This is a genomic window from Rhodococcus sp. PAMC28707, from assembly GCF_004795915.1.
In the GTDB taxonomy this organism is placed as follows: Bacteria; Actinomycetota; Actinomycetes; order Mycobacteriales; family Mycobacteriaceae; genus Rhodococcoides.
Genome location: NZ_CP039253.1, coordinates 4,088,570 through 4,111,037, shown reverse-complemented (window position 1 = coordinate 4,111,037; position 22,468 = coordinate 4,088,570). Strand labels below are relative to the sequence as shown.

Annotated in this window: 21 protein-coding genes; 9 read left to right on the top strand and 12 right to left on the bottom strand. The window is 61.7% G+C overall.

What is annotated here, in order from left to right:
* Positions 1-2: 2 nt before the first annotated feature.
* Both dnaJ and hrcA read right to left on the bottom strand, forming a co-directional pair.
* The gene (gene dnaJ / locus E5720_RS18660) at positions 3-1,157 is read right to left on the bottom strand and encodes a molecular chaperone DnaJ (RefSeq protein WP_136171867.1); all 1,155 of its coding nucleotides are present in this window, start codon (positions 1,155-1,157) and stop codon (positions 3-5) included.
* An 82-nt stretch (positions 1,158-1,239) separates the two neighbouring features.
* Positions 1,240-2,283 (bottom strand): heat-inducible transcriptional repressor HrcA, encoded by a 1,044-nt coding sequence (hrcA, locus tag E5720_RS18655; RefSeq protein WP_136171866.1) that lies wholly within the window; start codon positions 2,281-2,283, stop codon positions 1,240-1,242.
* Positions 2,284-2,495: 212 nt separating this feature from the next.
* On the opposite strand from hrcA, the gene E5720_RS18650 reads away from it, so the two are divergent.
* On the top strand, positions 2,496-2,801 hold the full coding sequence (locus E5720_RS18650) for a type II toxin-antitoxin system VapB family antitoxin (RefSeq protein WP_136171865.1): 306 nt from the start codon (positions 2,496-2,498) through the stop codon (positions 2,799-2,801).
* A gap of 38 nt (positions 2,802-2,839) precedes the next feature.
* Here E5720_RS18650 and hemW read toward each other — a convergent pair whose 3' ends face one another.
* Positions 2,840-4,048: a radical SAM family heme chaperone HemW gene (gene hemW, locus E5720_RS18645; protein WP_136171864.1), complete on the bottom strand. Its 1,209-nt coding sequence runs from the start codon at positions 4,046-4,048 to the stop codon at positions 2,840-2,842.
* Between the two features lie 406 nt (positions 4,049-4,454).
* Between hemW and E5720_RS18640 the strand changes: the two genes are divergently transcribed.
* Genes E5720_RS18640 through E5720_RS18620 form a run of 5 tightly spaced genes read left to right on the top strand, consistent with a single transcriptional unit; the run spans position 4,455 to position 9,904 of the window.
* Positions 4,455-6,188 (top strand): nitrite/sulfite reductase, encoded by a 1,734-nt coding sequence (locus E5720_RS18640; RefSeq protein WP_136171863.1) that lies wholly within the window; start codon positions 4,455-4,457, stop codon positions 6,186-6,188.
* 8 nt (positions 6,189-6,196) lie between these two features.
* A complete protein-coding gene (locus E5720_RS18635; protein WP_210729908.1) occupies positions 6,197-6,895 on the top strand; it encodes a phosphoadenylyl-sulfate reductase in 699 nt (232 codons plus the stop codon).
* Complete coding sequence (cysD, locus tag E5720_RS18630) at positions 6,892-7,836, top strand: sulfate adenylyltransferase subunit CysD (protein WP_136171861.1); 945 nt, start codon at positions 6,892-6,894, stop codon at positions 7,834-7,836. The genes E5720_RS18635 and cysD overlap by 4 nt, the downstream gene beginning before the upstream one ends.
* Positions 7,836-9,146, top strand: a complete 1,311-nt coding sequence (locus tag E5720_RS18625; RefSeq protein WP_136171860.1) for a GTP-binding protein — start codon at positions 7,836-7,838, stop codon at positions 9,144-9,146. Before cysD ends, E5720_RS18625 begins: the two co-directional genes overlap by 1 nt.
* Complete coding sequence (locus E5720_RS18620; RefSeq protein ID WP_136171859.1) at positions 9,143-9,904, top strand: sirohydrochlorin chelatase; 762 nt, start codon at positions 9,143-9,145, stop codon at positions 9,902-9,904. Before E5720_RS18625 ends, E5720_RS18620 begins: the two co-directional genes overlap by 4 nt.
* On the opposite strand, the gene E5720_RS18615 is transcribed toward E5720_RS18620, so the two are convergent.
* The 5 genes from E5720_RS18615 to E5720_RS18595 all read right to left on the bottom strand — a co-directional run bounded on the left by E5720_RS18615 (position 9,894) and on the right by E5720_RS18595 (position 14,349).
* On the bottom strand, positions 9,894-10,952 hold the full coding sequence (locus E5720_RS18615) for a sulfate ABC transporter ATP-binding protein (protein ID WP_136171858.1): 1,059 nt from the start codon (positions 10,950-10,952) through the stop codon (positions 9,894-9,896). The two genes, E5720_RS18620 and E5720_RS18615, sit on opposite strands and share 11 nt — an antisense overlap.
* Positions 10,952-11,752 (bottom strand): sulfate ABC transporter permease subunit CysW, encoded by an 801-nt coding sequence (cysW, locus tag E5720_RS18610; RefSeq protein WP_136171857.1) that lies wholly within the window; start codon positions 11,750-11,752, stop codon positions 10,952-10,954. The genes E5720_RS18615 and cysW overlap by 1 nt, the downstream gene beginning before the upstream one ends.
* A complete protein-coding gene (gene cysT / locus E5720_RS18605; RefSeq protein WP_136171856.1) occupies positions 11,749-12,612 on the bottom strand; it encodes a sulfate ABC transporter permease subunit CysT in 864 nt (287 codons plus the stop codon). Before cysT ends, cysW begins: the two co-directional genes overlap by 4 nt.
* Before the next feature lie 5 nt (positions 12,613-12,617).
* Positions 12,618-13,640: a sulfate ABC transporter substrate-binding protein gene (locus E5720_RS18600; protein ID WP_136171855.1), complete on the bottom strand. Its 1,023-nt coding sequence runs from the start codon at positions 13,638-13,640 to the stop codon at positions 12,618-12,620.
* A 478-nt stretch (positions 13,641-14,118) separates the two neighbouring features.
* Positions 14,119-14,349, bottom strand: a complete 231-nt coding sequence (locus tag E5720_RS18595; RefSeq protein ID WP_136171854.1) for a hypothetical protein — start codon at positions 14,347-14,349, stop codon at positions 14,119-14,121.
* A 79-nt stretch (positions 14,350-14,428) separates the two neighbouring features.
* Between E5720_RS18595 and E5720_RS18590 the strand changes: the two genes are divergently transcribed.
* The gene (locus E5720_RS18590; RefSeq protein WP_136171853.1) at positions 14,429-16,471 is read left to right on the top strand and encodes a glycoside hydrolase family 15 protein; all 2,043 of its coding nucleotides are present in this window, start codon (positions 14,429-14,431) and stop codon (positions 16,469-16,471) included.
* Positions 16,472-16,504: 33 nt separating this feature from the next.
* Here E5720_RS18590 and E5720_RS18585 read toward each other — a convergent pair whose 3' ends face one another.
* Together E5720_RS18585 and lepA are read right to left on the bottom strand one after the other, a co-directional pair.
* Positions 16,505-17,518 carry a nitronate monooxygenase gene (locus E5720_RS18585; protein ID WP_247596048.1) on the bottom strand — a complete coding sequence of 338 codons (1,014 nt, stop codon included), beginning with the start codon at positions 17,516-17,518 and terminating at the stop codon, positions 16,505-16,507.
* Positions 17,515-19,356 carry a translation elongation factor 4 gene (gene lepA / locus E5720_RS18580; protein WP_136171852.1) on the bottom strand — a complete coding sequence of 614 codons (1,842 nt, stop codon included), beginning with the start codon at positions 19,354-19,356 and terminating at the stop codon, positions 17,515-17,517. Before lepA ends, E5720_RS18585 begins: the two co-directional genes overlap by 4 nt.
* Positions 19,357-19,470: 114 nt before the next feature.
* On the opposite strand from lepA, the gene E5720_RS18575 reads away from it, so the two are divergent.
* Complete coding sequence (locus E5720_RS18575; RefSeq protein WP_136171851.1) at positions 19,471-20,034, top strand: type II toxin-antitoxin system PemK/MazF family toxin; 564 nt, start codon at positions 19,471-19,473, stop codon at positions 20,032-20,034.
* Between the two features lies 1 nt (position 20,035).
* Here E5720_RS18575 and E5720_RS18570 read toward each other — a convergent pair whose 3' ends face one another.
* Positions 20,036-20,806: an aquaporin gene (locus tag E5720_RS18570; RefSeq protein WP_136171850.1), complete on the bottom strand. Its 771-nt coding sequence runs from the start codon at positions 20,804-20,806 to the stop codon at positions 20,036-20,038.
* 315 nt (positions 20,807-21,121) lie between these two features.
* On the opposite strand from E5720_RS18570, the gene rpsT reads away from it, so the two are divergent.
* A complete protein-coding gene (gene rpsT, locus E5720_RS18565; protein ID WP_136171849.1) occupies positions 21,122-21,382 on the top strand; it encodes a 30S ribosomal protein S20 in 261 nt (86 codons plus the stop codon).
* Between the two features lie 80 nt (positions 21,383-21,462).
* Here rpsT and holA read toward each other — a convergent pair whose 3' ends face one another.
* The gene (gene holA, locus E5720_RS18560; protein WP_136171848.1) at positions 21,463-22,437 is read right to left on the bottom strand and encodes a DNA polymerase III subunit delta; all 975 of its coding nucleotides are present in this window, start codon (positions 22,435-22,437) and stop codon (positions 21,463-21,465) included.
* Between the last annotated feature and the right edge of the window lie 31 nt (positions 22,438-22,468).

Below are 22,468 nucleotides of genomic sequence, written 5' to 3'. Positions count from 1 at the left end.
CGTCAGCGACCGCTGAACGCTTCCCGGAGCCTCGAGAACAACCCACCGCTGTGCTGGGAGCCGATGGTGACGACCTCGGCTGCATCGCGGTCTCGCAGGGCTTTCAGGTCCTCGAGGAGCTGAGTCTGCTTGTTGTCCAGGCGTGACGGCACCACGACCTCGAGGTGCGCGTGTAGGTCACCTCGAATTCCGGACCGGAGCTTCGGCATCCCGTGACCACGCAGTACCGCGACAGATCCGGGCTGAGTGCCTTGATCGACGACGATGTCCGTCGGTCCGTCGATGATCGCGTCGACCGAAACCGAGGTGCCGAGCGCTGCGTCGACCATCGGGACACGAATCGTGCAATGCAGATCTTCGCCGTCGCGGACGAACACGTCGTGCTGCTGCTCGACGATTTCCACGTAGAGGTCACCTGCGGGGCCGCCGCCGGGCCCGACTTCACCCTGTGAAGCGAGCCGAATCCTCATGCCGTTGCTGACACCGAGCGGCACCTTGACCGAAATGTCTCTACGCGATCGAACACGACCGTCGCCACCACATTTGCGGCACGGGTCGGGAATGGTCTCCCCGGCTCCGCGGCAGGTCGGGCACGGCCGTGAGGTCATGACCTGACCGAGGAAGGAACGCTGAACGGACTGAACTTCGCCTGCGCCACCGCAGGTTTCGCAGGTCACGGGCTTGGAGTCACCGTTGGTCCCCCCACCTGTACATAGGTCGCACAGGATTGCCGTGTCGACGGTTATGTGCTTGGTGACACCCGTCGCGCACTCGTCGAGTGTGAGTTTCGTTCGCAGCAGCGAGTCGGCACCCGGCTGGACGCGACCACGGGGTCCGCGGCCACTGCCGCCTCCCTGTCCGCCGAAGAACGCTTCGAAGACATCTCCGAGTCCACCGCCGAATCCGCCGCCACCGAAGCCGGCTCCACCGCCACCACCTTGCTGAAGTGGATCTCCTCCGAGGTCGACGACACGTCGCTTCTCGGGATCGGAGAGGACTTCGTAAGCAGTCGAGATGTCCTTGAATCGGGCTTGCGCGCTCTCGTCCGGATTCACGTCGGGGTGGAGTTCACGCGCAAGCTTGCGGTAGGCGCGCTTGATCTCTTGGTCCGAAGCCTTCTGGCTCACACCGAGCGTCCCGTAATAATCCCGTGCCACGTAAGTCTCTTTCGTTTTTTCGATCCGGTCTGCGCTTACCTCCGCTATTGCGGTGCGGCAAGCAATGTCTGTTGTCCGGTGTTCAGCGCTCGGCGAGAACCTCGCCGATATACCTCGCAACGGCGGCGACCGATGCAATTGTTCCCGGATAGTCCATGCGTGTGGGGCCCAGCACTCCCATGCCCCCCAGAACCATGCCAGCCGAACCGTACCCAGTGGAAATCACCGAGGTTCCGCGCATCTCCTCGACCTGCGTCTCTTCTCCGATTCGCACCGTCACAGTTCGCGTGTCCTGTGTCACAGAAAGCAGCTTGAGTACGACGACCTGCTCTTCCAAGGCTTCCAGAACAGCACGCAACGACCCTGGAAATCCTGCGTCACCCGCGAAATCGGCGGCATTTCGTGTCAGATTGGCGGTTCCGCCGAGCACCAGACGTTCCTCGGAGTGCTCTACCAGGGACTCGACCAACACGGTCGCAGATCTGATCATTGCGTCGCGTATGGGTTCGGGTGCATTCTCGGCGAGTTCGGCCACGGCCGCCGACGCGGCAGCGAGACGCTTTCCTTCGAGCGCGCCGCCGAGCAATCTGCGCAGTTTTGCCAAGTTCTCGTCGTCGATGACATCGCCCAGTTCGACGATGCGCTGATCGACGCGTCCGGAGTCCGTGATGAGCACCAGAAGCAGCCGGGCCGGTGTGAGCGCAACTACTTCGAGATGGCGAACCGACGATACCGACAACGTCGGATACTGCACGACGGCAACCTGGCGGGTGAGCTGTGCAAGCAGTCGGACCCCGCGGCGAAGAACATCGTCGAGGTCGACACCGTTCTCGAGGAACTCGAGAATGGCACGCCGCTCGGCAGACGAGAGTGGTTTGACGTCGGCGATGCGGTCGACGAACTGACGGTAACCCTTGTCGGTCGGTACCCGGCCGGAGCTGGTGTGAGGCTGTGCAATGTATCCCTCGGCCTCCAGTGCCGCCATATCGTTACGCACAGTCGCGCTGGATACGCCGAGGTTGTGACGTTCCACCAATGCGCGTGAACCGACAGGCTCCTGGGTGGAGACGTAATCAGCGACTATGGCCCGAAGAATTTCGAACCGACGGTCATCAGTGCCCGACATCGGTATCCACCTCCACATCTGCTCTATTTCTGGCATACGCCGGGTCGCGGCGTGAACAACCGGTTGACCGCACTCCCCCCGGCAGACCCGTCTGCCGAGTCTAGTGGCCGTGGAGCAGTACCCACCGCGAGGCCTTAGTGTGGACAAGTGGGTTACTCGACTGCGACAACGGACATAGCTGTGACGAACTACACCGAATCGAGGGTCACACCGTGATCTTCAAAGGTGTTCGCGACGGAAAGCCGTACCCCGAGCACGGCCTGTCATTGCGGGACTGGTCCAAAATTCCTCCCCGCCAAATCCGCCTCGACGACATCGTCACCACCACGAAGGTTCTCGAACTCGACCGCCTTCTGTCCGAGGACTCGACCTTCTACGGTGATCTGTTTCCGCACGCGGTCCACTATCGCGGCGTGGTCTACCTCGAAGATGGCCTGCACAGGGCCGTGCGTGCGGCCCTGCGCAACAGGACGGTCCTACACGCCCGCGTGTTCGACTACGACGCACTGAGTGCTTGACTTCCCAGCGCTCGTCTCGTCGGTGAACGAACGCCCGATCACGCAGCGATAGTGCGGACGACCGCGTCGGCCAGCAGACGGCCGTGATCGGTGAGAACGTAACGATCGTGCTCGACGAACATCAGTCCGTCGACCACCAACTGCTCGGCCGCCGCGCGCTCGGAATCTGCGAGCACACCGGCCGGCAGTCCCGTTCGTAGACGGATTTTCAACATCAGCTCTTCCAGGTGAAGGTCCTCACTCGTGAGCAGTTCACTGCCGCCGACGGGGAACTCACCCGCTTCGAGCCGGTCCGCGTAGCGAGCGGGGTGCTTGATGTTCCAGAACCTGGTTCCACCGATGTGACTGTGCGCGCCAGGACCGGCTCCCCACCAATCTCCGCCATCCCAGTAGCCGACATTGTGTTTGCATTCGGCAGCGTCATCGGTGGCCCAGTTGGACACTTCGTACCAGTGCAGTCCGGCACCGGACAACACCGTGTCGATCCGCTCGTACCGGCTGGCCAGCACGTCATCGTCGGGGGCGGGTAGCTCGCCGCGTCGAACCTTGCGCGCCATGGCCGTTCCATCCTCGACGATCAACGCATATGCCGACACATGATCGACGCCCGCCTCGAGAACAGCAGCAAGGGAGGCGTCGAGATCCTCCGCGCGTTCACCGGGGGTCCCGTAGATGAGGTCGAGGTTGACGTGGTCGAAGCCAGCGGCCCGGGCCTCTTTCGCTGCGGCAACAGCACGTCCGGGTGTATGCGTTCGATCGAGAACCGCGAGAACGTGCGGGGCGGCCGACTGCATGCCGAGCGAAATCCTGGTGAAGCCGCCCGCGCGCAGCTTTTCGAAGAATGCCGGCGACGTCGATTCCGGATTTGACTCCGTCGTCACCTCGGCGCCCGTCTTCAGCCCGAAGCTGCCGCGAACAGCGTTCAGCACATCGGTGAGGCCGTCCCCACCCAGCAACGAGGGCGTACCCCCGCCGACGAACACCGTGTCAGCGGTTGGCACCGATCCTGCGCGATCGTTCATGAGCGCGGCGGCGGCATCGAGTTCACGACGCAATCCGGTCAACCACGACTGCGGCGACGCGGATGTTCCGAGCTCCCCTGCGGTGTAGGTGTTGAAATCGCAGTAACCGCATCGTGTCGCACAGAAGGGGACGTGCACGTAGATCCCGAATGGCCGCGAACCGACGCCGTCGAAGGCCGCATCTGGCAGTTCGAGTGAGACTGCGGGCGAGACGGGAAGGTTCACGCTCTCCAGTGTCCCAGAACCTGATGAGTGGACTCACCACACGGACAGCGTTCCGAGTTGAAGTCGCTCTGCCAGGCTATTTACCCCACAATTGGGGTAAATAGCTCACCGCGGTCGGCACTTGCCAGATGACGTGGCACAATAGGCTCCGTGAACGACTCTGGGATCCGATTGGTGGCACGACGCCACGTCGATCTCAAGCGTGTCTGCAGTTCTTCGTGTCGATGCCGTAAGAGTGTGTAGCTGAGTTCTGCGTCTCGTTGGATACGCATGCTCATCCCGCTCGTAAATCGAACTGAGCACGTTTCTTCTCACAAGCCCCGATCCAACCGAACGCGTGTGCAAGCGGTGAGTTTCAGCCACCACCCTTTCACCGTCCGGCAGAGAAAAGATGCAGGAGCCTTTGATGTCGTCGACAACCGACGCGACTACCGATGCAACGGGCGCGAAATCGCCTGGTGTTGCACCCAGAGAGCGCACCGCACGGCCGACCAAGCGCCGCGCCGAAGGCCAGTGGGCCCTCGGATACCGCGAACCCCTCAACGCCAACGAGCAGGCGAAGAAGGACGACAACCCGCTGAACGTGCGGGCGCGCATCGAGAACATCTACTCCAAGCAGGGGTTCGACAGCATCGACAAGAGCGACCTGCGTGGACGCTTCCGTTGGTGGGGCCTCTACACCCAGCGTGAGGAGGGCTACGACGCCACCTTCACCGGTGACGAGAACGTCGACCTACTCGAAGCCAAATACTTCATGATGCGAGTGCGATGCGACGGAGGCTCTCTCAACCTCGAGCAGTTGCGGACCATCGCCGGCATCTCGCAGGAATTCGGCCGCAACACCGCCGACCTGTCCGACCGCGAGAACGTCCAATTCCACTGGATCGAGGTCGAGAACGTACCGGAGATCTGGAAGCGCCTCGAGGCGGTCGGCCTGAAGACCACCGAAGCCTGCGGCGACTGCCCCCGCGTCGTTCTCGGCTCTCCCCTGGCCGGCGAATCCCTCGACGAGGTACTCGATCCCACCCCCGCTATCGACGAGATCGTGCGCCGCTACATCGGGAACCCCCTTTACTCCAACCTGCCCCGCAAATTCAAAACTGCGATCTCCGGCCAGCAGGACGTAGTCCACGAGATCAACGACGTCGCGTTCATCGGCGTGAACCACCCGGAACACGGTCCCGGACTTGATCTCTGGGTCGGCGGCGGCCTGTCCACCAACCCGATGCTCGCTCAGCGCGTCGGCGCTTGGATTCCGCTCGACGAGGTTCCCGATGTCTGGGAAGGTGTTGTCTCGATCTTCCGTGATTACGGCTACCGCCGTCTGCGCGCCAAGGCCAGGCTCAAGTTCCTCATCAAGGACTGGGGAATCGAAAAGTTTCGCGAAGTCCTCGAAACCGAATACTTGAAGCGTCCCCTCATCGACGGCCCGGCACCAGAGAAGCCGACGCGGCCCATCGACCACGTCGGTGTCCAGAAGACCCAGAACGGACTCAACGCAGTCGGTTTCGCGCCGATCGCGGGCCGCGTTTCGGGAACCATTCTCGCTCGGGTTGCCGACGCCGCCGAGAAGGCCGGCAGTGACCGCATCCGCTTCACGCCCTTCCAGAAGCTGATCATCCTCGACGTGGCCGAAGAAACTCTCGAGCCACTGATCGCCGACCTCGACGCTCTGGGCCTGCCGGCTCGGCCGTCGCACTGGCGCAAGAATCTGATGGCCTGCTCAGGCATCGAATTCTGCAAGCTGTCGTTCGCCGAAACACGCAAGCGCTCACAGGTTCTCGTGCCAGAACTCGAAGAGCGTCTGGCAGACATCAACGCCCAGCTCGACGTACCGATCACGATCAATATCAACGGTTGCCCCAACTCCTGCGCCCGATCGCAGGTCGCGGACATCGGATTCAAGGGCCAACTGGTCGACGACGGTGAAGGCAATCAGGTCGAAGGCTTTCAGGTTCACCTGGGCGGCAGCCTCGGCTTCGACACTACTTTCGGCCGAAAGCTACGCCAACACAAGGTCACTAGCATCGAGATGGGTGATTACATCGATCGCGTCGTACGGCAGTTCGTGAAGAACCGTAACGAGGGCGAACGTTTTGCCGAATGGGCAGTGCGAGCAGACGAGGCGGATATGCGATGAGAACTCGAATGAATCTTTCGGTCGAGGAGTTGAAGGCGGTCGCTGAACGCGGCGCTCGCGAACTAGACGGAGCCGACGCCGCCGAGCTGCTGGCCTGGACCGAACGCGAATTCGGCACCGACTACATCGTGGCATCGAACATGCAGGACGCAGTCCTGGTACACCTTGCAGCCCAGGTACATCCGGGTATCGACGTCCTGTTCCTCGAAACCGGCTATCACTTCGCGGAAACCATCGGCACTCGCGATGCGGTAGAGGCCGTGTACGGCGTCAAGATCGTCAATGCTCGCGCCGAACTGACTGTGCCGCAGCAAGATGCACTGGAAGGCAAAGACCTCTTCGCGCGTGAACCGAATCGATGCTGTGCCATGCGCAAGGTCGCTCCGCTGAAGAAGGAGCTTGCCAACTACAGCGCCTGGGTTACCGGCATCCGTCGCGTCGAATCGCCCACGCGCGCAAATGCGCCTCTCATCTCCTTCGACGACGGCTTCGGCCTGGTGAAGATCAATCCGATCGCAGCCTGGTCGGACGAGGACATGCAGAACTACATCGACGAGCACTCCATACTCGTCAATCCGCTTGTCGACGAAGGCTATCCATCGATCGGGTGCGCACCTTGCACCGTCAAGCCCGCCCCCGGCGCCGATCCGCGTAGCGGACGGTGGGCCGGTAAGGCCAAAACCGAATGTGGGTTGCACGCATCATGACACTGGACACGACAGCTGTGGAAGCTCAGCGCACACTGCTCGACAGCGATCGATTCGACACACTCGATGCACTCGAGTCCGAGGCGATCCATATTTTCCGTGAGGTGGCAGGCGAGTTCGAGCGCCCGGTCATACTCTTCTCCGGCGGCAAGGACTCCACCGTTCTGCTGCACTTGGCGATCAAGGCCTTCTGGCCTGCGCCACTTCCGTTCTCGCTGCTGCACGTCGATACCGGCCACAACTTGCAGGAAGTACTGGACTTTCGCGACTACATCGTCGCCAAGTACAACCTCCGCCTGCACATCGCCAGCGTCGAGGACTACATTGCCGACGGCCGACTCACCGAGCGTCCCGACGGCATTCGCAACCCACTTCAGACCGTTCCACTACTAGACTCGATCGCGGAGAACCGTTTCGATGCCATCTTCGGTGGCGCACGCCGCGACGAGGAGCGGGCTCGCGCGAAGGAGCGCATCTTCTCCCTTCGCAACGCCTTCGGCCAGTGGGATCCTAAGAAGCAGCGTCCGGAACTGTGGAACCTATACAACGGTAAGCACTCGCCGGGTGAGCAAGTTCGAGTGTTCCCGTTGAGCAACTTCACCGAACTCGACATCTGGCGGTACATTGCCCGCGAAGACGTCGAATTGGCGTCGATCTACTACGCCCACCAGCGCCCGGTGTACCAGCGCGACGGAATGTGGATGACTCCCGGTGTGTGGGGTGGCCCGAACGAATCCGAGGAGCTGAAGACTCTGTCGGTTCGCTACCGGACCGTGGGCGATGGATCCACCACTGGCGCAGTTCTCTCCGACGCCGCAGACAACGACGCGATTCTTGCCGAGGTCGCGGCATCTCGGCTCACCGAACGTGGTGCCACTCGCGGAGACGATCGAGTTTCCGAGGCTGCCATGGAAGACCGCAAGCGCGAAGGATACTTCTGATGAGCAACTCTCGTTCCGGTACACAGCTTCTACGCCTTGCCACCGCAGGCAGCGTCGACGACGGCAAATCCACCCTGGTCGGGCGTCTGCTCTACGACACGAAATCTGTACTCGCCGACCAGATCGATGCTGTCACGCGGGCATCGGTCGACCGTGGACTGAGTACGCCGGACCTGTCACTGTTGGTCGACGGCCTGCGTGCCGAGCGCGAGCAGGGCATCACGATCGACGTTGCCTACCGATACTTTGCGACGCCTGCGCGTTCGTTCGTTCTCGCCGATACACCCGGGCACGTTCAGTACACCCGTAACACCGTCTCCGGTGCGTCCACGGCTCAGCTCGTCATACTTCTCGTCGACGCACGCAAGGGCGTCATCACGCAGACTCGTAGGCATGCAGCGGTTCTCGCGCTACTCGGAGTACCCAAGCTGGTATTGGCAGTCAACAAGATCGACCTCGTGGAGAATCCGGAGCAGGTATTCGCGGACATCTCGGAGGAATTCAACTCTCTGACGAGTTCTCTCGGCTGGGCTACCGAGGATGTCACCGAGATTCCGGTGTCCGCCCTTCACGGTGACAATGTGGCGGTGCGCTCGACCAAGACTCCGTACTACGACGGCCCGACGCTGATCGAGCATCTCGAGTCCGTCCCGGTGGACGCCGAACCTCATCGAGTGGGACTGCGGTTCCCCGTGCAGTACGTAATCCGTCCGCGCACAGCCGAATTCCCGGACTACCGCGGCTACGCCGGCCAAGTTGCGGCCGGAACGGTCTCCCCCGGCGACGAAGTCGTCGTGTTGCCCTCGGGAGTACGCACGACCGTCGAGCGCATCGACACAGCCGATGGCGAACTCGGATCGGCCCATGCCGGCCGTAGCGTCACGTTGATTCTCGCCGATGACGTCGACGTGTCTCGAGGTGACACCATCGCGTCCCCGCAGGATGCACCGGAGGCCCTCGGGGAATTCGATGCCACTGTGTGCTGGCTTGCCGAGAAGCCTCTGCGGCCCGGTGCACGACTGCTGCTCAAGCACGGTACGCGTACCACTCAGGCCATCGTCGGCTTGCTGGTGGAGCGGTTCGACGAACAGAATTTGACGTCCGTGCCGTCACCGGAATCGTTGGAGCTCAACGACATCGGTCGAATCTCGGTTCGTGTTGCCGAGCCGATCGTGGCGGACGACTACCGGGTCAACCGGCACACCGGGAGTTTTCTACTGATCGACCCGAACGGCGGAAATACCCTCGCGGCCGGTCTGGTCGGTGACGCGTTGTCCGCTGTCGAGCTCGGGGAGCCGACACCGGCGTGAGCGTGCTGATTGCCACCGCTCACGGCAGCCGCGACCCGCGCTCAGCTCGCACAGTGCATGCGGTGGTCGATCGAATCCGACTTCGGCGCCCGGATGTGGATGTGCGAGTGGCGTTTCTGGACCTCACGGAGCCACACGTCGATCGAGTGATCGACGATGTCGCTCTCGAGGGCGCCGACTCGGCCGTCGTCGTTCCGCTGCTGCTCGGGAGCGCGTTTCATGCGAGAGTGGACTTGCCGACGATGCTCGATGCGGCACGGCTGCGCAATCCAGGATTGTCGCTGGCACAGGCCGACGTACTGGGCGAAGATCAGCTGTTGGTCGATGCCGTTCGCTCACGCATATTCGACGCCGGCGTGGAGGTCGACGATCCGGATGTCGGGGTCCTTCTTGCCGCCGTCGGATCCTCGGACGGTGCCGCCAACGAACGCACTCGTGGCATTGCTCGACACGTTCTCACGGGAACTCGTTGGCGCGAGGCCGTGACATGTTTTGCGACCGTGCCGAATTCGGGCCCTGCTGAGGCTCTCAAGTTCCTGCACAGCGCCGGTGCGAGAAAAATGGTGCTCGCGCCTTGGTTTCTTGCACCGGGTTTGCTGACCGACCGGGTATCCGCAGTTGTGGACGAATCAGGCTTCGAGGTCGTCCGAGCGGACGTCATCGGTGCGCATTCGTCGGTGGCCGAGGTGGTGTCCCATCGTTACGACTGCGCTCTGACGCACATCGTCACCGCGGACAACGATCACGTCAATAGGTAGATCCGGCGGCCGGCGCCATCGTGCCCTTGGAATTGAGGATCTTCGGGATACGTGTGGCACGGACGTACACCGTCTCTCCGGCGTTGAGCTGGAGCGCTTCACTGTCGCCGCGAGTGATCTGCGCGGTGAAGGGTTCTCCGGTTGCAGCATTCTTCAGTTCGACCTTCACCTCGAATCCGAGACGTACGACGCGTTCGACGATGGCGCGAGTCACGCCCGCAGATTCGGCTGTCCCGTTCTCCTGCGCCAGCGACATGCTCGGATCCCGACCGACGCGAATGTCGTGCGGCCGGACCAGTAGTCCGTTGAGCTTTGCGACCTGCCCGAGGAAGGACATCACGAAGTCGTTCTCGGGACGATCGTAGAGGTCCTCGGGGGTACCGACCTGCTCGATCCGGCCCTTGTTGAGCACCGCGATCCGGTCGGCGACGTCGAGTGCCTCTTCTTGATCGTGCGTCACCAATACCGTCGTGACATGAACCTCGTCGTGCAATCGGCGCAGCCAGGTTCGAAGATCCTCACGGACCTTCGCATCGAGGGCGCCGAACGGTTCGTCGAGCAGCAGGACTTGCGGGTCGACCGCGAGCGCGCGTGCCAGTGCCATGCGCTGCCGTTGGCCGCCCGAAAGCTGCGCCGGAAACCTCGACTGGAAGCCGGCGAGGCCGACGATCTCGAGGAGTTCGTCCACCTTCCGCTTGATCTCGGGTTTCGGTCGCTTCCTGATCGTCAGGCCGAATGCAACGTTGTCGCGAACGCTGAGGTGCTTGAAGGCTGCATAGTGTTGAAAGACGAATCCGATTTCACGACGCTGTGGGCTCACCCACGTGACATCCTGACCGGCCAGGACCACCTGACCGGAGTCGAGTTGCTCCAGGCCTGCAATCGACCTCAGCAAGGTCGACTTACCGGAGCCGCTGGGCCCGAGCAAGGCCGTCAACGAGCCCTTGGGGATGTCGATGCTGACATTGTCGAGTGCGGCGAAGTCGCCGTACTTCTTGTTGGCGCCGACGACGGAGATCTCGATTTCGTTGTTCTTCGATGCAGTCATTACTTCGTCCTCTTTTTGTCGAGGGCAGTCATCAGCAGCAATACGATGACGGCGATTGCCATGAGCAAGGTGGATGCGGCGTATGCACCCGCTTGGTTGAAGTCCTCGTATCGCGAATTCACCAACAAGGTCAGTGTCTGCGAGACGCCTGGCAAGTTGGTCGACACCATGATCACGGCGCCGAACTCGCCGAGCGAACGGGCAACGGTCAGGACGATTCCGTATGTCAGACCCCAGCGAATGGCTGGGAGTGTGATCCGCCAGAAGGTCTGCATCGAGGAAGCCCCCAATGTCGATGCAGCTTCTTCCTGCTCTTCACCGATTTCGTAGAGCACCGGCTCCACTTCGCGCACCACGAAGGGCAGCGTCACGAAGATCGTCGCTATCACCATGCCGGGCAGAGCGAAAATGATTTTGAAGCCGAGACTCTCGATGCCGCCGAACCAACCGTTGGCGCCCCACAGCAGGATGAGCGCGACACCGGTGACGATGGGTGAGACCGCGAACGGAAGGTCGACGACAGCCTCGAGGACACCCCTTCCACGGAACCGTCCACGCACGAGTGCAAGGGCAGTGATGACACCGAAGACGACGTTGATCGGAACGACGATCGCGACGATCAGCAACGACAGTTGCAGTGCCGACTGCGCGGCCGGCGTCGTTATCAGTCCCCAGAACTCGGCGATCCCATTTTCGAACGTCCGATAGAGGATGGCGCCGAGCGGAAACAACACCAGCGCAGCGAGATAGAACAACGCAACGACCCGCAGCGAGAGCTTGACCGGGAGCCCGAGCTTCATCGGATCTGTTCCTCTCTTCGAGCTAGTCGACTTCCCACGATGCGCAGAACGAACAGCACGACGAACGCCAACGCGAGCAAGACGACCGAGATCGCCGCGGCATCGACCTGATGGTCGTACTCGATCAGCTCTCGGATGTATTGGGATGCGATCTGTGTTTGCCCTGGGATGTTGCCGCCGATGAGGACAACCGATCCGAATTCGCCGATAGCCCTGGCGAATGCCAAGCCTGCGCCGCTCAGAACTGCGGGCATCAGCACCGGAAGCACGATGCGCCGGAAGATGGTCAAGTTACCTGCCCCGAGGGACGCGGCCGCTTCTTCCACTTCCTTGTCGATCTCGATGAGCACGGGCTGCACGGCTCGCACCACGAACGGCAAGGTTACGAACAGCAACGCAACGACAACGGCAGGCTTCGTAGCGTTGAAGACCAGGCCGACGGGGCTGGTCGGGCCGTAGAGCGAGAGCAGCACGAGGCTCGCCACGATCGTCGGCAACGCGAACGGCAGGTCGATAACCGCATTGACAAATCGTTTGCCCGGAAACTCGTCCCGAACGAGCACCCACGCGATGAGCGTGCCAAGGAAAAGGTTGATTATCGCGGTGGCCACCGACACTTCCAGCGTCACCTTGAAAGTCGCGATCGCACGCGGCTGGGTTACCGCATCCCAAAAACCGGCAAGCCCGTTGTCGAACGACTTGACCAACAACGCTGCGAGCGGCAGCAGCACGATGATGCTCAACCACAACACCGCCACTCCGAGGCCGAGCGGACCGACGGAGCCGGGACCGCGGAACTTACGCCCCTTACGCGAACTAGCGCGCCATGACCGTGACTCGGCCTCGATAGTGGTCGACATGGTTTCTACTTGGTGTTTTCGCTGTAGATGGTCGTGATCGCACCGCTGTCACCGAACAGATCGGCGTCGACCTGACTCCAACCACCGAGATCGTCGATGGTCCGCAGCTTCTCCGGGGTGAAGAACTTGTCCGAGTACTCGGCTGCAACGTCCGGGTCGACGGGGCGAAATCCTGCCTCCGCCCAGATCTTCTGTCCCTCGTCGGTATAGATGTAGTCGTTGAGCGCATCGGCCAATTCCAGCTGGCCGCTGGTGTTCACCACAGCAACAGGATTGTCGATTCGGAAGGTATCGGCCACATCGATGTGCTCGACCTTCTCGCCCTGCTCTTCGATGAGGAGTGCCTCGTTCTCGTAGCTGATCAGCACATCTCCCTGCCCCTGCAGGAACGCCTCGGTCGCCGCGCGACCCGACTCCGGTTGTACCGGAAAGTGTCCCGACACGAGTTTCTGAACGTAATCGAGACCTGCCTGCCGATCCTGACCGCCGTTGCTCTTTGCCGCGTACGGCGCCAGCAGATTCCACTTGGCCGAACCCGAGCTGAGTGGGCTCGGACTGATGACCTGCACATCAGGGGCGAGCAGATCGTCCCACGTTCGAATATTCTTCGGGTTGCCCTCGCGGACGACCAAGGTGACCACCGATCCGAAAGGCACACCGCCGTAAGCGTTCTGGTTCCAATCCTCATCGACTTTGCCCGCCTTGACCAACCGCGCCACATCCGGCTCGACGGAGAAGTTCACGATGTCTGCCGGGGCACCGTCGGCCACTTTGCGTGATTGATTGCCAGAGGCACCGTAGTCGGCGTTGATCGAACTGTCCTCGCCCGCTTCGCTTCCCGCGAATGCAAGCCCGATCGCATCCCAGCCGTTCTTCGGCACTGCGTAACCGACGAGCGTCAGCGCGGTGCCACCCGAGGACCCGCCCGAGTCACCGACCACATCACTGGAGCCACCTCCGCAGGCGGAAAGAACGATTGTTCCCACCGCAGCGAAGGTGGTGAGCAGGTAACGAGAGCTGTGTCTCATCGAGAAAAAGCCTTTCATCTGTTCAATCCATTCGAAGCCGATTCGCGGCTGTACGAGAGGACGGTGTGCGGGCACGCATGCGCGGAACGAGAGACCTGCGCAGCGAAAGGAAGAGGAATGGCCGGTCGAGTCGATCGACGTCGGGCATCCACGTAGAACAGCGGGGCAGGAGACGACAGATCGCAGCGAGCAAGCAGGCTACGAAGCCTGACCTTCACGCGGCCGGAGTGCCACGAGGTCTATCGACAACAGTCGATATCGGCTACTGCGAGCATGCCGACCGCAATCAACGCCAACTCATGGCGGACTCGGTACTCGGCAGCGGCAGACACGGACAGAAATCTAGCAGAGGATCCTGGTGGACTCTAATTCCTCGATCGGCCGGCGCGCATATGCGTCGACTATCTGGTCAGAAACCAAGCGATCACGACGAGAACAAGTAGAGCGAACAGCGCTAGCGAGACCCTCGACCGCGGCATCAGTGGCCTTCCGTTTTCGTCGTTTCTTGAAATGGAGCTTCCAGCTCCGCCTGGGAGTGAGCATCTCGACCCAGCACTCGCAGCAGTACTGCAAAAACTCGGTCCAACAGGACCGCGAGCCCGAATGCAACGGGCACGACCACCAGCATCACTACGAGCGACTGTGGAATGAACGGAAGAGCGGTGATCCACAGTTCGATCCCGTCCCACCAGGTCGCTATTGCATCCACGCCGTTCACTCTATCGGTCCGCCACGCCGAGAAAACCCGGCGGTAGACGACGGCCACACACACAGATGATGATGGGACCATGACGGCATTCGAGAACGAGTCGACAGTGGTCCCCGTAACCGACGATTCTGTCCTTGCAGCGGTTGCACCTGATGGCGACGAGCACCCTTCACAGGGCGCTCTGGCCAGCACCGAGGCCCCGGTTTCCAGCCTCACCTCGTATCGAAGCGCCTTCCCTCCGATCGACGATTATGCGTTTCTCTCCGATTGCGAGACGACGTGTCTCATGGCCAGGAACGGTTCCGTCGAGTGGATGTGTATTCCACGCCCCGACTCCCCGAGCGTGTTCGGTGCGGTACTGGACCGTAGCGCCGGCCATTTTCGGGTCGGGCCGTACGGCCAGTCGGTCCCGGCTGCCCGACGCTATCTGCCCGGCGGCCTGATCGTCGAGACGACGTGGCAGACCGAAACCGGTTGGCTCGTCGTACGCGATGCATTGGTGATGGGTCCGTGGCACAACACCGATCAGCGTTCCCGCTCACACAAACGGGCGCCATCCGATTGGGATGCCGAGCACATCCTTCTCCGCACGGTCAAATGTGTCAGTGGCACCGTCGAATTGGAAATGAGCTGCGAGCCGGCGTTCGACTACCACCGCGCTGCTGCGCAGTGGGAGTACACCGGCAAGGTCTACGAGCAGGCAACAGCAACATGCGAGGCCAGTACTGACGGGGACCAGCCCACGCTGACTCTGACGACCAATCTTCGTATCGGCATCGAGGGCCGAGAAGCTCGTGCTCGTACCCGTATGGCCGAGGGTGACAACATATTCGTGGCGCTCTCGTGGTCCCATCTGGCCGCCCCCACGACATTCGACGAGGCAGCGGAGAAGATGTGGCGAACCGCCGAGTGTTGGCGTCAGTGGATCACCATCGGACGATTCCCCGACCATCCGTGGCGCGGTTACTTGCAGCGCAGTGCGCTCACCCTCAAAGGCCTCACCTATGCACCCACCGGTGCCCTGTTGGCAGCGTCGACTACGTCACTGCCGGAAACGCCCGGTGGAGAGCGTAATTGGGATTATCGATACACCTGGGTACGCGACTCGACCTTCGCACTGTGGGGCCTCTACACACTCGGTCTCGACCGTGAGGCCAACGATTTCTTCTCGTTCATGGCCGATGTGTCCAGGGCCGAGAACGGCGATGCCAACCCGCTCCAAGTGATGTATGGCGTCGGCGGTGAGAAGATTCTCGAAGAGAGCGAGCTGACCCACCTGTCCGGTTACGACGGCGCCCGACCCGTCCGCGTCGGAAACGGCGCGTACAACCAGGAGCAGCACGATATCTGGGGAACGATGCTCGACTCGGTGTACCTGCACGTGAAGTCACGCGAACATGTGCCGGAGTTCTTGTGGCCGCTGCTCAAGCGACAGGTCGAGGAAGCGATCACGAACTGGCGCAAACCCGACCGCGGAATTTGGGAGGTGCGCGGCGAACCGCAGCATTTCACCTCGTCCAAAATGATGTGCTGGGTAGCGCTCGACCGCGGCTCGAAGCTTGCCGAAATCCACGGCGAGAGCGGCTATGCCGCGCAATGGAACGAGATCGCCGACGAAATCAAAGCCGATATCCTCGAGCACGGCGTCGACTCGCGCGGGGTATTGACTCAGCGGTACGGACACCCTTCTCTGGACGCGTCACTGCTGCTGGCGCCGTTGCTCAGATTTCTCCCACCCGACGACGAACGTATCAAGGCGACAGTGCTGGCCATTGCCGACGAGCTCACCGAGGACGGGTTGGTGCTTCGGTACCGCGTCGACACGACCGACGACGGTCTGGCGGGCGAGGAAGGCACCTTCACCATTTGTTCTTTCTGGCTGGTGTCGGCGCTCGTGGAGATCGGCCAGCTACAACGTGCCAAGCACCTGTGCCAACGTTTGCTGGGATACGCGAGCCCCTTGAAGCTCTATGCCGAAGAACTCGACGCAAAGACCGGTCGGCACCTCGGCAACTTCCCGCAAGCTTTCACTCACCTCGCGCTCATCAATGCCGTTGTTCACGTCATCCGAGCGGAGGAAGCTCAGGCCTCCGGACACTTCAAGCCCGCGCATGCCAACTGAGTTCCCTCAGCGCCATCCCTCAATACCGTTCACTCATTGCCGTAGCTGCTGGGCCCACTCGGCCAGCAGCTCGGCTGCGGGGACCGCCCTGGCTCTGAGGTGGCCCGTGCCTGCCCACATCGACAGTCCCGACGGGTCTCCCGCAGCGGCAGCCTTGGCCCGCATGGGGCCTGTGAGATAGTGCACGTCCGGGTAGGCCAGCGGTGCCACGTCGGAGTTCTCCGAGATGAACTCGTTGACGAGTCCACGTGCTGGACGGCCGGAAAACGCACGGGTCACCGCGGTGCCGGACGCCTTCCTCAGCTGCTCTCGATGGACCGCCCTGGTTCCGGCTTCCGGGGTATCTAGAAAGGCCGTGCCCAGCTGCGCGGCGTGCGCCAATCCTGACGACACCAGCGGTGCGATGTCGTGTCCGTCCATCAATCCACCCGCTGCAATACGTGGAAGTATCGACGCCGCCCGCACGACCTCGAGTACACCGGCCAACGGAACATTCGGGGCCGAACCATCGAAACTTCCTCGATGGCCACCGCTTTCGGGGCCTTGCACCACGAGTGCGTCCACCCCGTTGGCTTGCGCCTCGTGTGCTTCCGACCCGCTCGTCACGGTGCACCAGACCTCGGACCCGACTTCGTGCAGCGCAGCGACCTCCGCAGCACTGAACGTGCCGAACGTGCTTGTCACGAGGGGAACCGGGTGCTCGACGAGCCAGCTGAATTTTTCGGAATAGTAGTCGTCGCGCCGCGGCAACTCCCCCGGTTCGACGTCGTACCGCGCGAACCATGGCTCGAGATGCCGTGCATACGCAGCGACATCGGCGCCTGTCGGGTCGTCCGGGATGAACAAGTTGACGCCGAAAACAGTGCCTCGCATCGAATTCACCTGTGCGGCAAGCTTATCGACGTCGAGCAGGGCACCACCGAGCATTCCCAGTCCGCCCGCGTTCGACACCGCTGACGCGAGTTCCACGGTCGAGGGCCCACCGGCCATCGGCGCACTGATCACCGGGACGCGAAGCCCGTCGAGGATGACCGTGGAGCGAATCACTTCTTCGGCTTGTCCGTCGACGACTCCGAAGACAACGCGGCAACAAAGGCTTCTTGCGGAACCTCGACCCGACCGATGGTTTTCATCCGCTTCTTGCCCTCTTTCTGCTTCTCGAGGAGTTTGCGCTTACGGCTGATGTCACCGCCATAGCATTTGGCAAGCACGTCCTTGCGGATCGCGCGAATGTTCTCGCGAGCGATGATTCGAGACCCGATTGCAGCCTGAATGGGCACCTCGAACTGCTGGCGCGGAATCAACTCTTTGAGCTTGGTGGTCATCTTGTTTCCGTACGCGGCCGCGGCATCCTTGTGCACGATCGCGGAGAAGGCGTCGACTGCCTCACCCTGAAGGAGGATGTCCACCTTGACCAAAGCTGCGCTCTGCTCGCCGATCTCCTCGTAGTCGAGGCTCGCGTAGCCACGGGTGCGCGACTTCAAGATGTCGAAGAAGTCGAAGATGATCTCGGCCATAGGAATCGTGTAGCGCAGTTCGACACGCGTCTCCGACAGATAGTCCATTCCTCCCAGCTCACCGCGCCTGCCCTGGCAGAGCTCCATGATCGAACCGATGAACTCGCTCGGGGTGATGATGGTGCACTTCACCATCGGCTCGAAGACGTCGCGGACCTTGCCCTCGGGCCAGTACGACGGATTGACCACCACATGTTCGGCGTTGTCTTCCATCTCGACGCGATACACCACGTTCGGGGAGGTGGAAATCAATTCGAGGTTGAATTCCCGTTCGAGGCGCTCACGGGTAATTTCCATGTGCAGCAACCCGAGGAAGCCGCAGCGGAAACCGAATCCGAGCGCGACCGAGGTCTCGGGCTCGTAGGTAAGTGCAGCGTCGTTGAGTTGCAACTTCTCGAGTGCGTCGCGCAGGTCCGGGTAGTCGGAACCATCGAGTGGGTACAGGCCGGAGTACACCATCGGGCGGGGTTCGCGATAGCCGGTGAGGGGTTCCGTCGCACCCTTGCGTGCCGTGGTCACGGTATCGCCGACCTTCGACTGTCGAACGTCTTTGACGCCGGTGATCAGGTATCCGACCTCTCCGACGCCGAGACCCTTGGTCGCTTTCGGGTCGGGTGAAACGATCCCGACTTCGAGTAGTTCGTGAGTCGAGCCGGTCGACATCATCGTGACCTTCTCGCGGGGATTGAGAGCCCCGTCGACCACTCGAACATAAGTGACGACGCCGCGGTAGGTGTCGTACACGGAGTCGAAAATCATTGCCCGCGCGGGCCCGTCCGGATTTCCGACTGGCGCGGGAACAAGCTTGACGACCTCGTTGAGCAATTCCTCGACGCCGACACCCGTCTTTCCCGACACACGAAGTACGTCGTCCGCTTCGCAACCGATGATGTGCGCGATCTCGGCGGCATAGCGGTCGGGGTCCGCTGCGGGGAGATCGATCTTGTTCAGGACCGGAATGATCGTCAGCTCTTTTTCGAGCGCGAGGTACAGGTTCGCGAGCGTCTGAGCTTCGATCCCCTGCGCGGCGTCGACCAGCAACACTGCGCCCTCACAGGCCTCGAGCGCACGAGAGACCTCGTAGGTGAAGTCGACGTGGCCGGGTGTGTCGATGAGGTGGAGTACGAATTCCTCGCCGTCGATCACCCACGGAAGGCGAACGTTCTGAGCCTTGATCGTGATGCCGCGTTCACGCTCGATGTCCATACGATCGAGGTACTGAGCCCGCATCGACCGGTCATCGACGACGCCCGTGAGCTGCAACATCCGATCTGCCAGCGTCGACTTGCCATGGTCGATGTGGGCGATGATGCAGAAGTTCCTGATCCTGGACGGATCGGTGAACGTCGTGTCGGCGAAGCTGGGCACTTACGATCCTTTGGCCGGGGAGAAGAGCGAACGGACAAAATCCATCTTCCCATGTCTCGCGTCCGAAGACTTCCCCGGCTGGCGGTTGGCGCGGAATGACTAGACTGTCGTCGCATGGCTGGGAACTGGAGCAAGTTCGGTAAGGAATTGAGCAGGATCGCGCGGCGCGAGGGCCCGAGACTGTTTCGTCAACTTCAGAGTTCGGGCGCCCTCCAGAAGGGCATGGATGCCCTGTCGAGTAGAGGCTCTTCCGGTCCGACCGTCGATCAGGGGCGTCCGGTTGCCTCACACACGGTCCCGACCGCACATCGCGCACGCCGGGTCGAATACTCCCCCGATCTCGATGGGAAAGCCGATCCCGGTGAAATCGTGTGGACCTGGGTCACCTACGAAGAAGACGTGAACCAGGGCAAGGACAGGCCCGTCCTCGTGGTTGGACGCGACGGCGACACCCTCCTCGGCTTGATGCTCTCGAGTCAGAGCAAGCGCGACGGTGAACAAGATTGGGTTGCCATCGGTTCGGGTTCCTGGGACAGCGCGGGACGTCCTAGTTGGATTCGACTCGATCGGGTGCTCGACGTCCCCGAGTCGGGGATCCGACGCGAAGGTGCGGTACTGAACAAGTCGAAGTTCGACACCGTGGCGTCGCGTTTGCGCAGTGACTTCAGCTGGACCTGACTCAGGAATCGAGACGGTTGTACCGACCGAACACGCCACGATAAATGAGGGCACCCAACGCTCCCCCTACCAGCGGAAAAACGATGAAGAGCCAGACCTGAGAAAGCGCACCGGGTTGCCACACCGCAACGGCGAGGCTCCGAGCGGGATTCACCGACGTGTTGTCGATGGGAATGGCAACGAGGTGGATGACGGTCAGTGTGAATCCGATGGATACCCCTGCCAGTGGCACGTCGGAGATCTGATCGGTCGACGCCAACACCACGAAAACGAGCAGCGCGGTCAGCAACACCTCGATGACGATCGCGGCGCCGATGCCGTAACCGTTCTCCAGCACACCCCCGAGCGGGCCTTTGATGGCAGAGGGGCTGTGCGCGCCCCACCCGTTTGCGCCGAGCCCGTCCATTTTTCGGTCGTACGACGGGAGACTGTTCGCGACCGCGAACAGTGTTGCGCCTGCGATGAGCCCGCCTATCACTTGAGAGAGAACGTAGAAACCCGCTTTGGCAATCGACAACCGCCCGAGTAACAACTGCCCCATGGTGACAGCCGGATTGACGTGGCAACCGGAGATCGGACCGATCGCATAAACGAGGAACAGCAGAGTGAGACCGAAGGCGAGTGCAACGCCGAGGTTTCCGACCTTGTCCCCCGCGAACACTGCCGTGCCGACGGCCGTGAACACGAGCACGAAGGTGCCGATCGCTTCGGCGACATACTTTTTCGTGTCGGAGATTACTTCCGGTTCTGCATATTCCTGTGCTGTCGACATGTCCCCACCTTGCTGAGAAGGTATTCCCGACCAAATCCTGTCGAGCAGTAGGTTACGCCACGCATGTGATCTCCACCACACCATTGAGAAGTGCGGACCCACCGCCACAGCGACCTCCGATCAACACTCCAGAGGGTGAATTTCAAGCCTCCACCGTCGGCATCCATGCCGCGAGCGTCACCGATTTCGGTTATGACTGCCGGTGCTGGTATTCTCGATCTTCGGCGCTGGGCTTCACGGCTCGGCAGCATACTTCGGGCATTTCAGCATGGATCGCCCTGACCGGAATACCGACGAAGACAGAAGGATTTACGCGTGGCAAACATCAAGTCCCAGAAGAAGCGGATTCTCACCAACGAGCGTCAGCGACTGCGCAACCAGTCGGTGAAGTCTTCGCTGCGGACGGTCATCCGTTCCTTCCGTGATGCCACTTCGAACGGCGACAAGGACAAGGCCTCGGCATTGCTCCTCACTGCAGCTCGCCAGCTCGACAAGGCAGCAAGCAAGGGCGTCATCCACAAGAACCAGGCAGCCAACAAGAAGTCGGCACTGGCTCTCGCGGTCAACAAGCTCTGATCTTCACGTATCGAAAGAACCCGCTCGGATCGCCGAGTGGGTTCTTTTGCGTCACTGCTCGGATTCGGAGTAGGCCTGCGCTACCTGCTGCCCAACTCTGCAACCACTGACACTGCACGCTCGACGGCGTAGTCGAAGTCGGCGGCTTGCCCCTTCACATCTGCATTCAATTGCGCCACGATCTGCAATGCTTCTGCGATCGAGCGACCGTTCCACGTGCGGGCCTGCCCCTGTGCCTTCTTTATTTTCCAGGGCGGCATCCCCAGCTCTCCCGCCATCCGGAACGGATCTCCGCGTCCTGCCGATCCCACCAGCGCAATGGTGCGAACAGCATCTGCCAATGCATCGGCGAGAAGCACGTGCGGCACCCCCCGGTGTTGGGCCCATCTCAAGGCCTCCATCGCGCCGGGACGGTCCCCCGCTACTGCCTTGTCCGCGACGTCGAAGCCGGACACCTCTGCTTTACCGGAGTAATACCGACGTACAGCGGCGACATCGACCTTGCCACCGGTGTCGGCAATCAACTGCGAACATGCCGCGGCCAGTTCGCGGAGCTCGGAACCGACCGACTCGACGATCGCATCGACTACGTCACCACTGACCCGGACCTGTGCGGCGGTGAACTCGCGTTTGACGAAGTCCACTCGCTCGGATGCCTTGGTCAGCTTCACGCACTCGTGGGTCACGGCGCCACTCTTCTGCAGCGATCCGACCAGAGCTTTTGCGCGGCCACCGCCGGAGTGCATGACGATCAGTACCGCGCCGGCCGGTGGATCTGCCGCCGCGTCGACCACGATGGCCATTGCGTCCTTACCTGCTTCGGCGGCGGCCTCGAGCACCACTACCCGATCCTCGGCGAAAAGCGACGGGCTCAGTAACTCGGCCAATTCCGGGGCGCTGGCGTCACCGGCACGAAGCTTCGTCACGGGAAGATCTTCACCTGGTTGTTGAGTCGATCTGATCTGCCCGACGATCGACGCCACTGCGCGGTCCATCAGCAACTCCTCGTCGCCGAGGACGAGATGGAGGGCTGCAGGTGGAGTATTCGCATTCACATGTGCGATCGTGCCATGCCGGTCCGACCTT

Excerpts from the sequence above, each read along its gene's own strand:
- hrcA (WP_136171866.1), bottom strand. The coding sequence starts at position 2,283 with ATGTCGGGCACTGATGACCGTCGGTTCGAAATTCTTCGGGCCATAGTC.
- E5720_RS18640 (WP_136171863.1), top strand. The coding sequence starts at position 4,455 with ATGTCGTCGACAACCGACGCGACTACCGATGCAACGGGCGCGAAATCG.
- E5720_RS18635 (WP_210729908.1), top strand. The coding sequence starts at position 6,197 with ATGAATCTTTCGGTCGAGGAGTTGAAGGCGGTCGCTGAACGCGGCGCT.
- cysD (WP_136171861.1), top strand. The coding sequence starts at position 6,892 with ATGACACTGGACACGACAGCTGTGGAAGCTCAGCGCACACTGCTCGAC.
- E5720_RS18625 (WP_136171860.1), top strand. The coding sequence starts at position 7,836 with ATGAGCAACTCTCGTTCCGGTACACAGCTTCTACGCCTTGCCACCGCA.
- E5720_RS18615 (WP_136171858.1), bottom strand. The coding sequence starts at position 10,952 with ATGACTGCATCGAAGAACAACGAAATCGAGATCTCCGTCGTCGGCGCC.
- cysW (WP_136171857.1), bottom strand. The coding sequence starts at position 11,752 with ATGAAGCTCGGGCTCCCGGTCAAGCTCTCGCTGCGGGTCGTTGCGTTG.
- cysT (WP_136171856.1), bottom strand. The coding sequence starts at position 12,612 with ATGTCGACCACTATCGAGGCCGAGTCACGGTCATGGCGCGCTAGTTCG.
- E5720_RS18600 (WP_136171855.1), bottom strand. The coding sequence starts at position 13,640 with ATGAGACACAGCTCTCGTTACCTGCTCACCACCTTCGCTGCGGTGGGA.
- E5720_RS18590 (WP_136171853.1), top strand. The coding sequence starts at position 14,429 with ATGACGGCATTCGAGAACGAGTCGACAGTGGTCCCCGTAACCGACGAT.
- E5720_RS18575 (WP_136171851.1), top strand. The coding sequence starts at position 19,471 with ATGGCTGGGAACTGGAGCAAGTTCGGTAAGGAATTGAGCAGGATCGCG.
- E5720_RS18570 (WP_136171850.1), bottom strand. The coding sequence starts at position 20,806 with ATGTCGACAGCACAGGAATATGCAGAACCGGAAGTAATCTCCGACACG.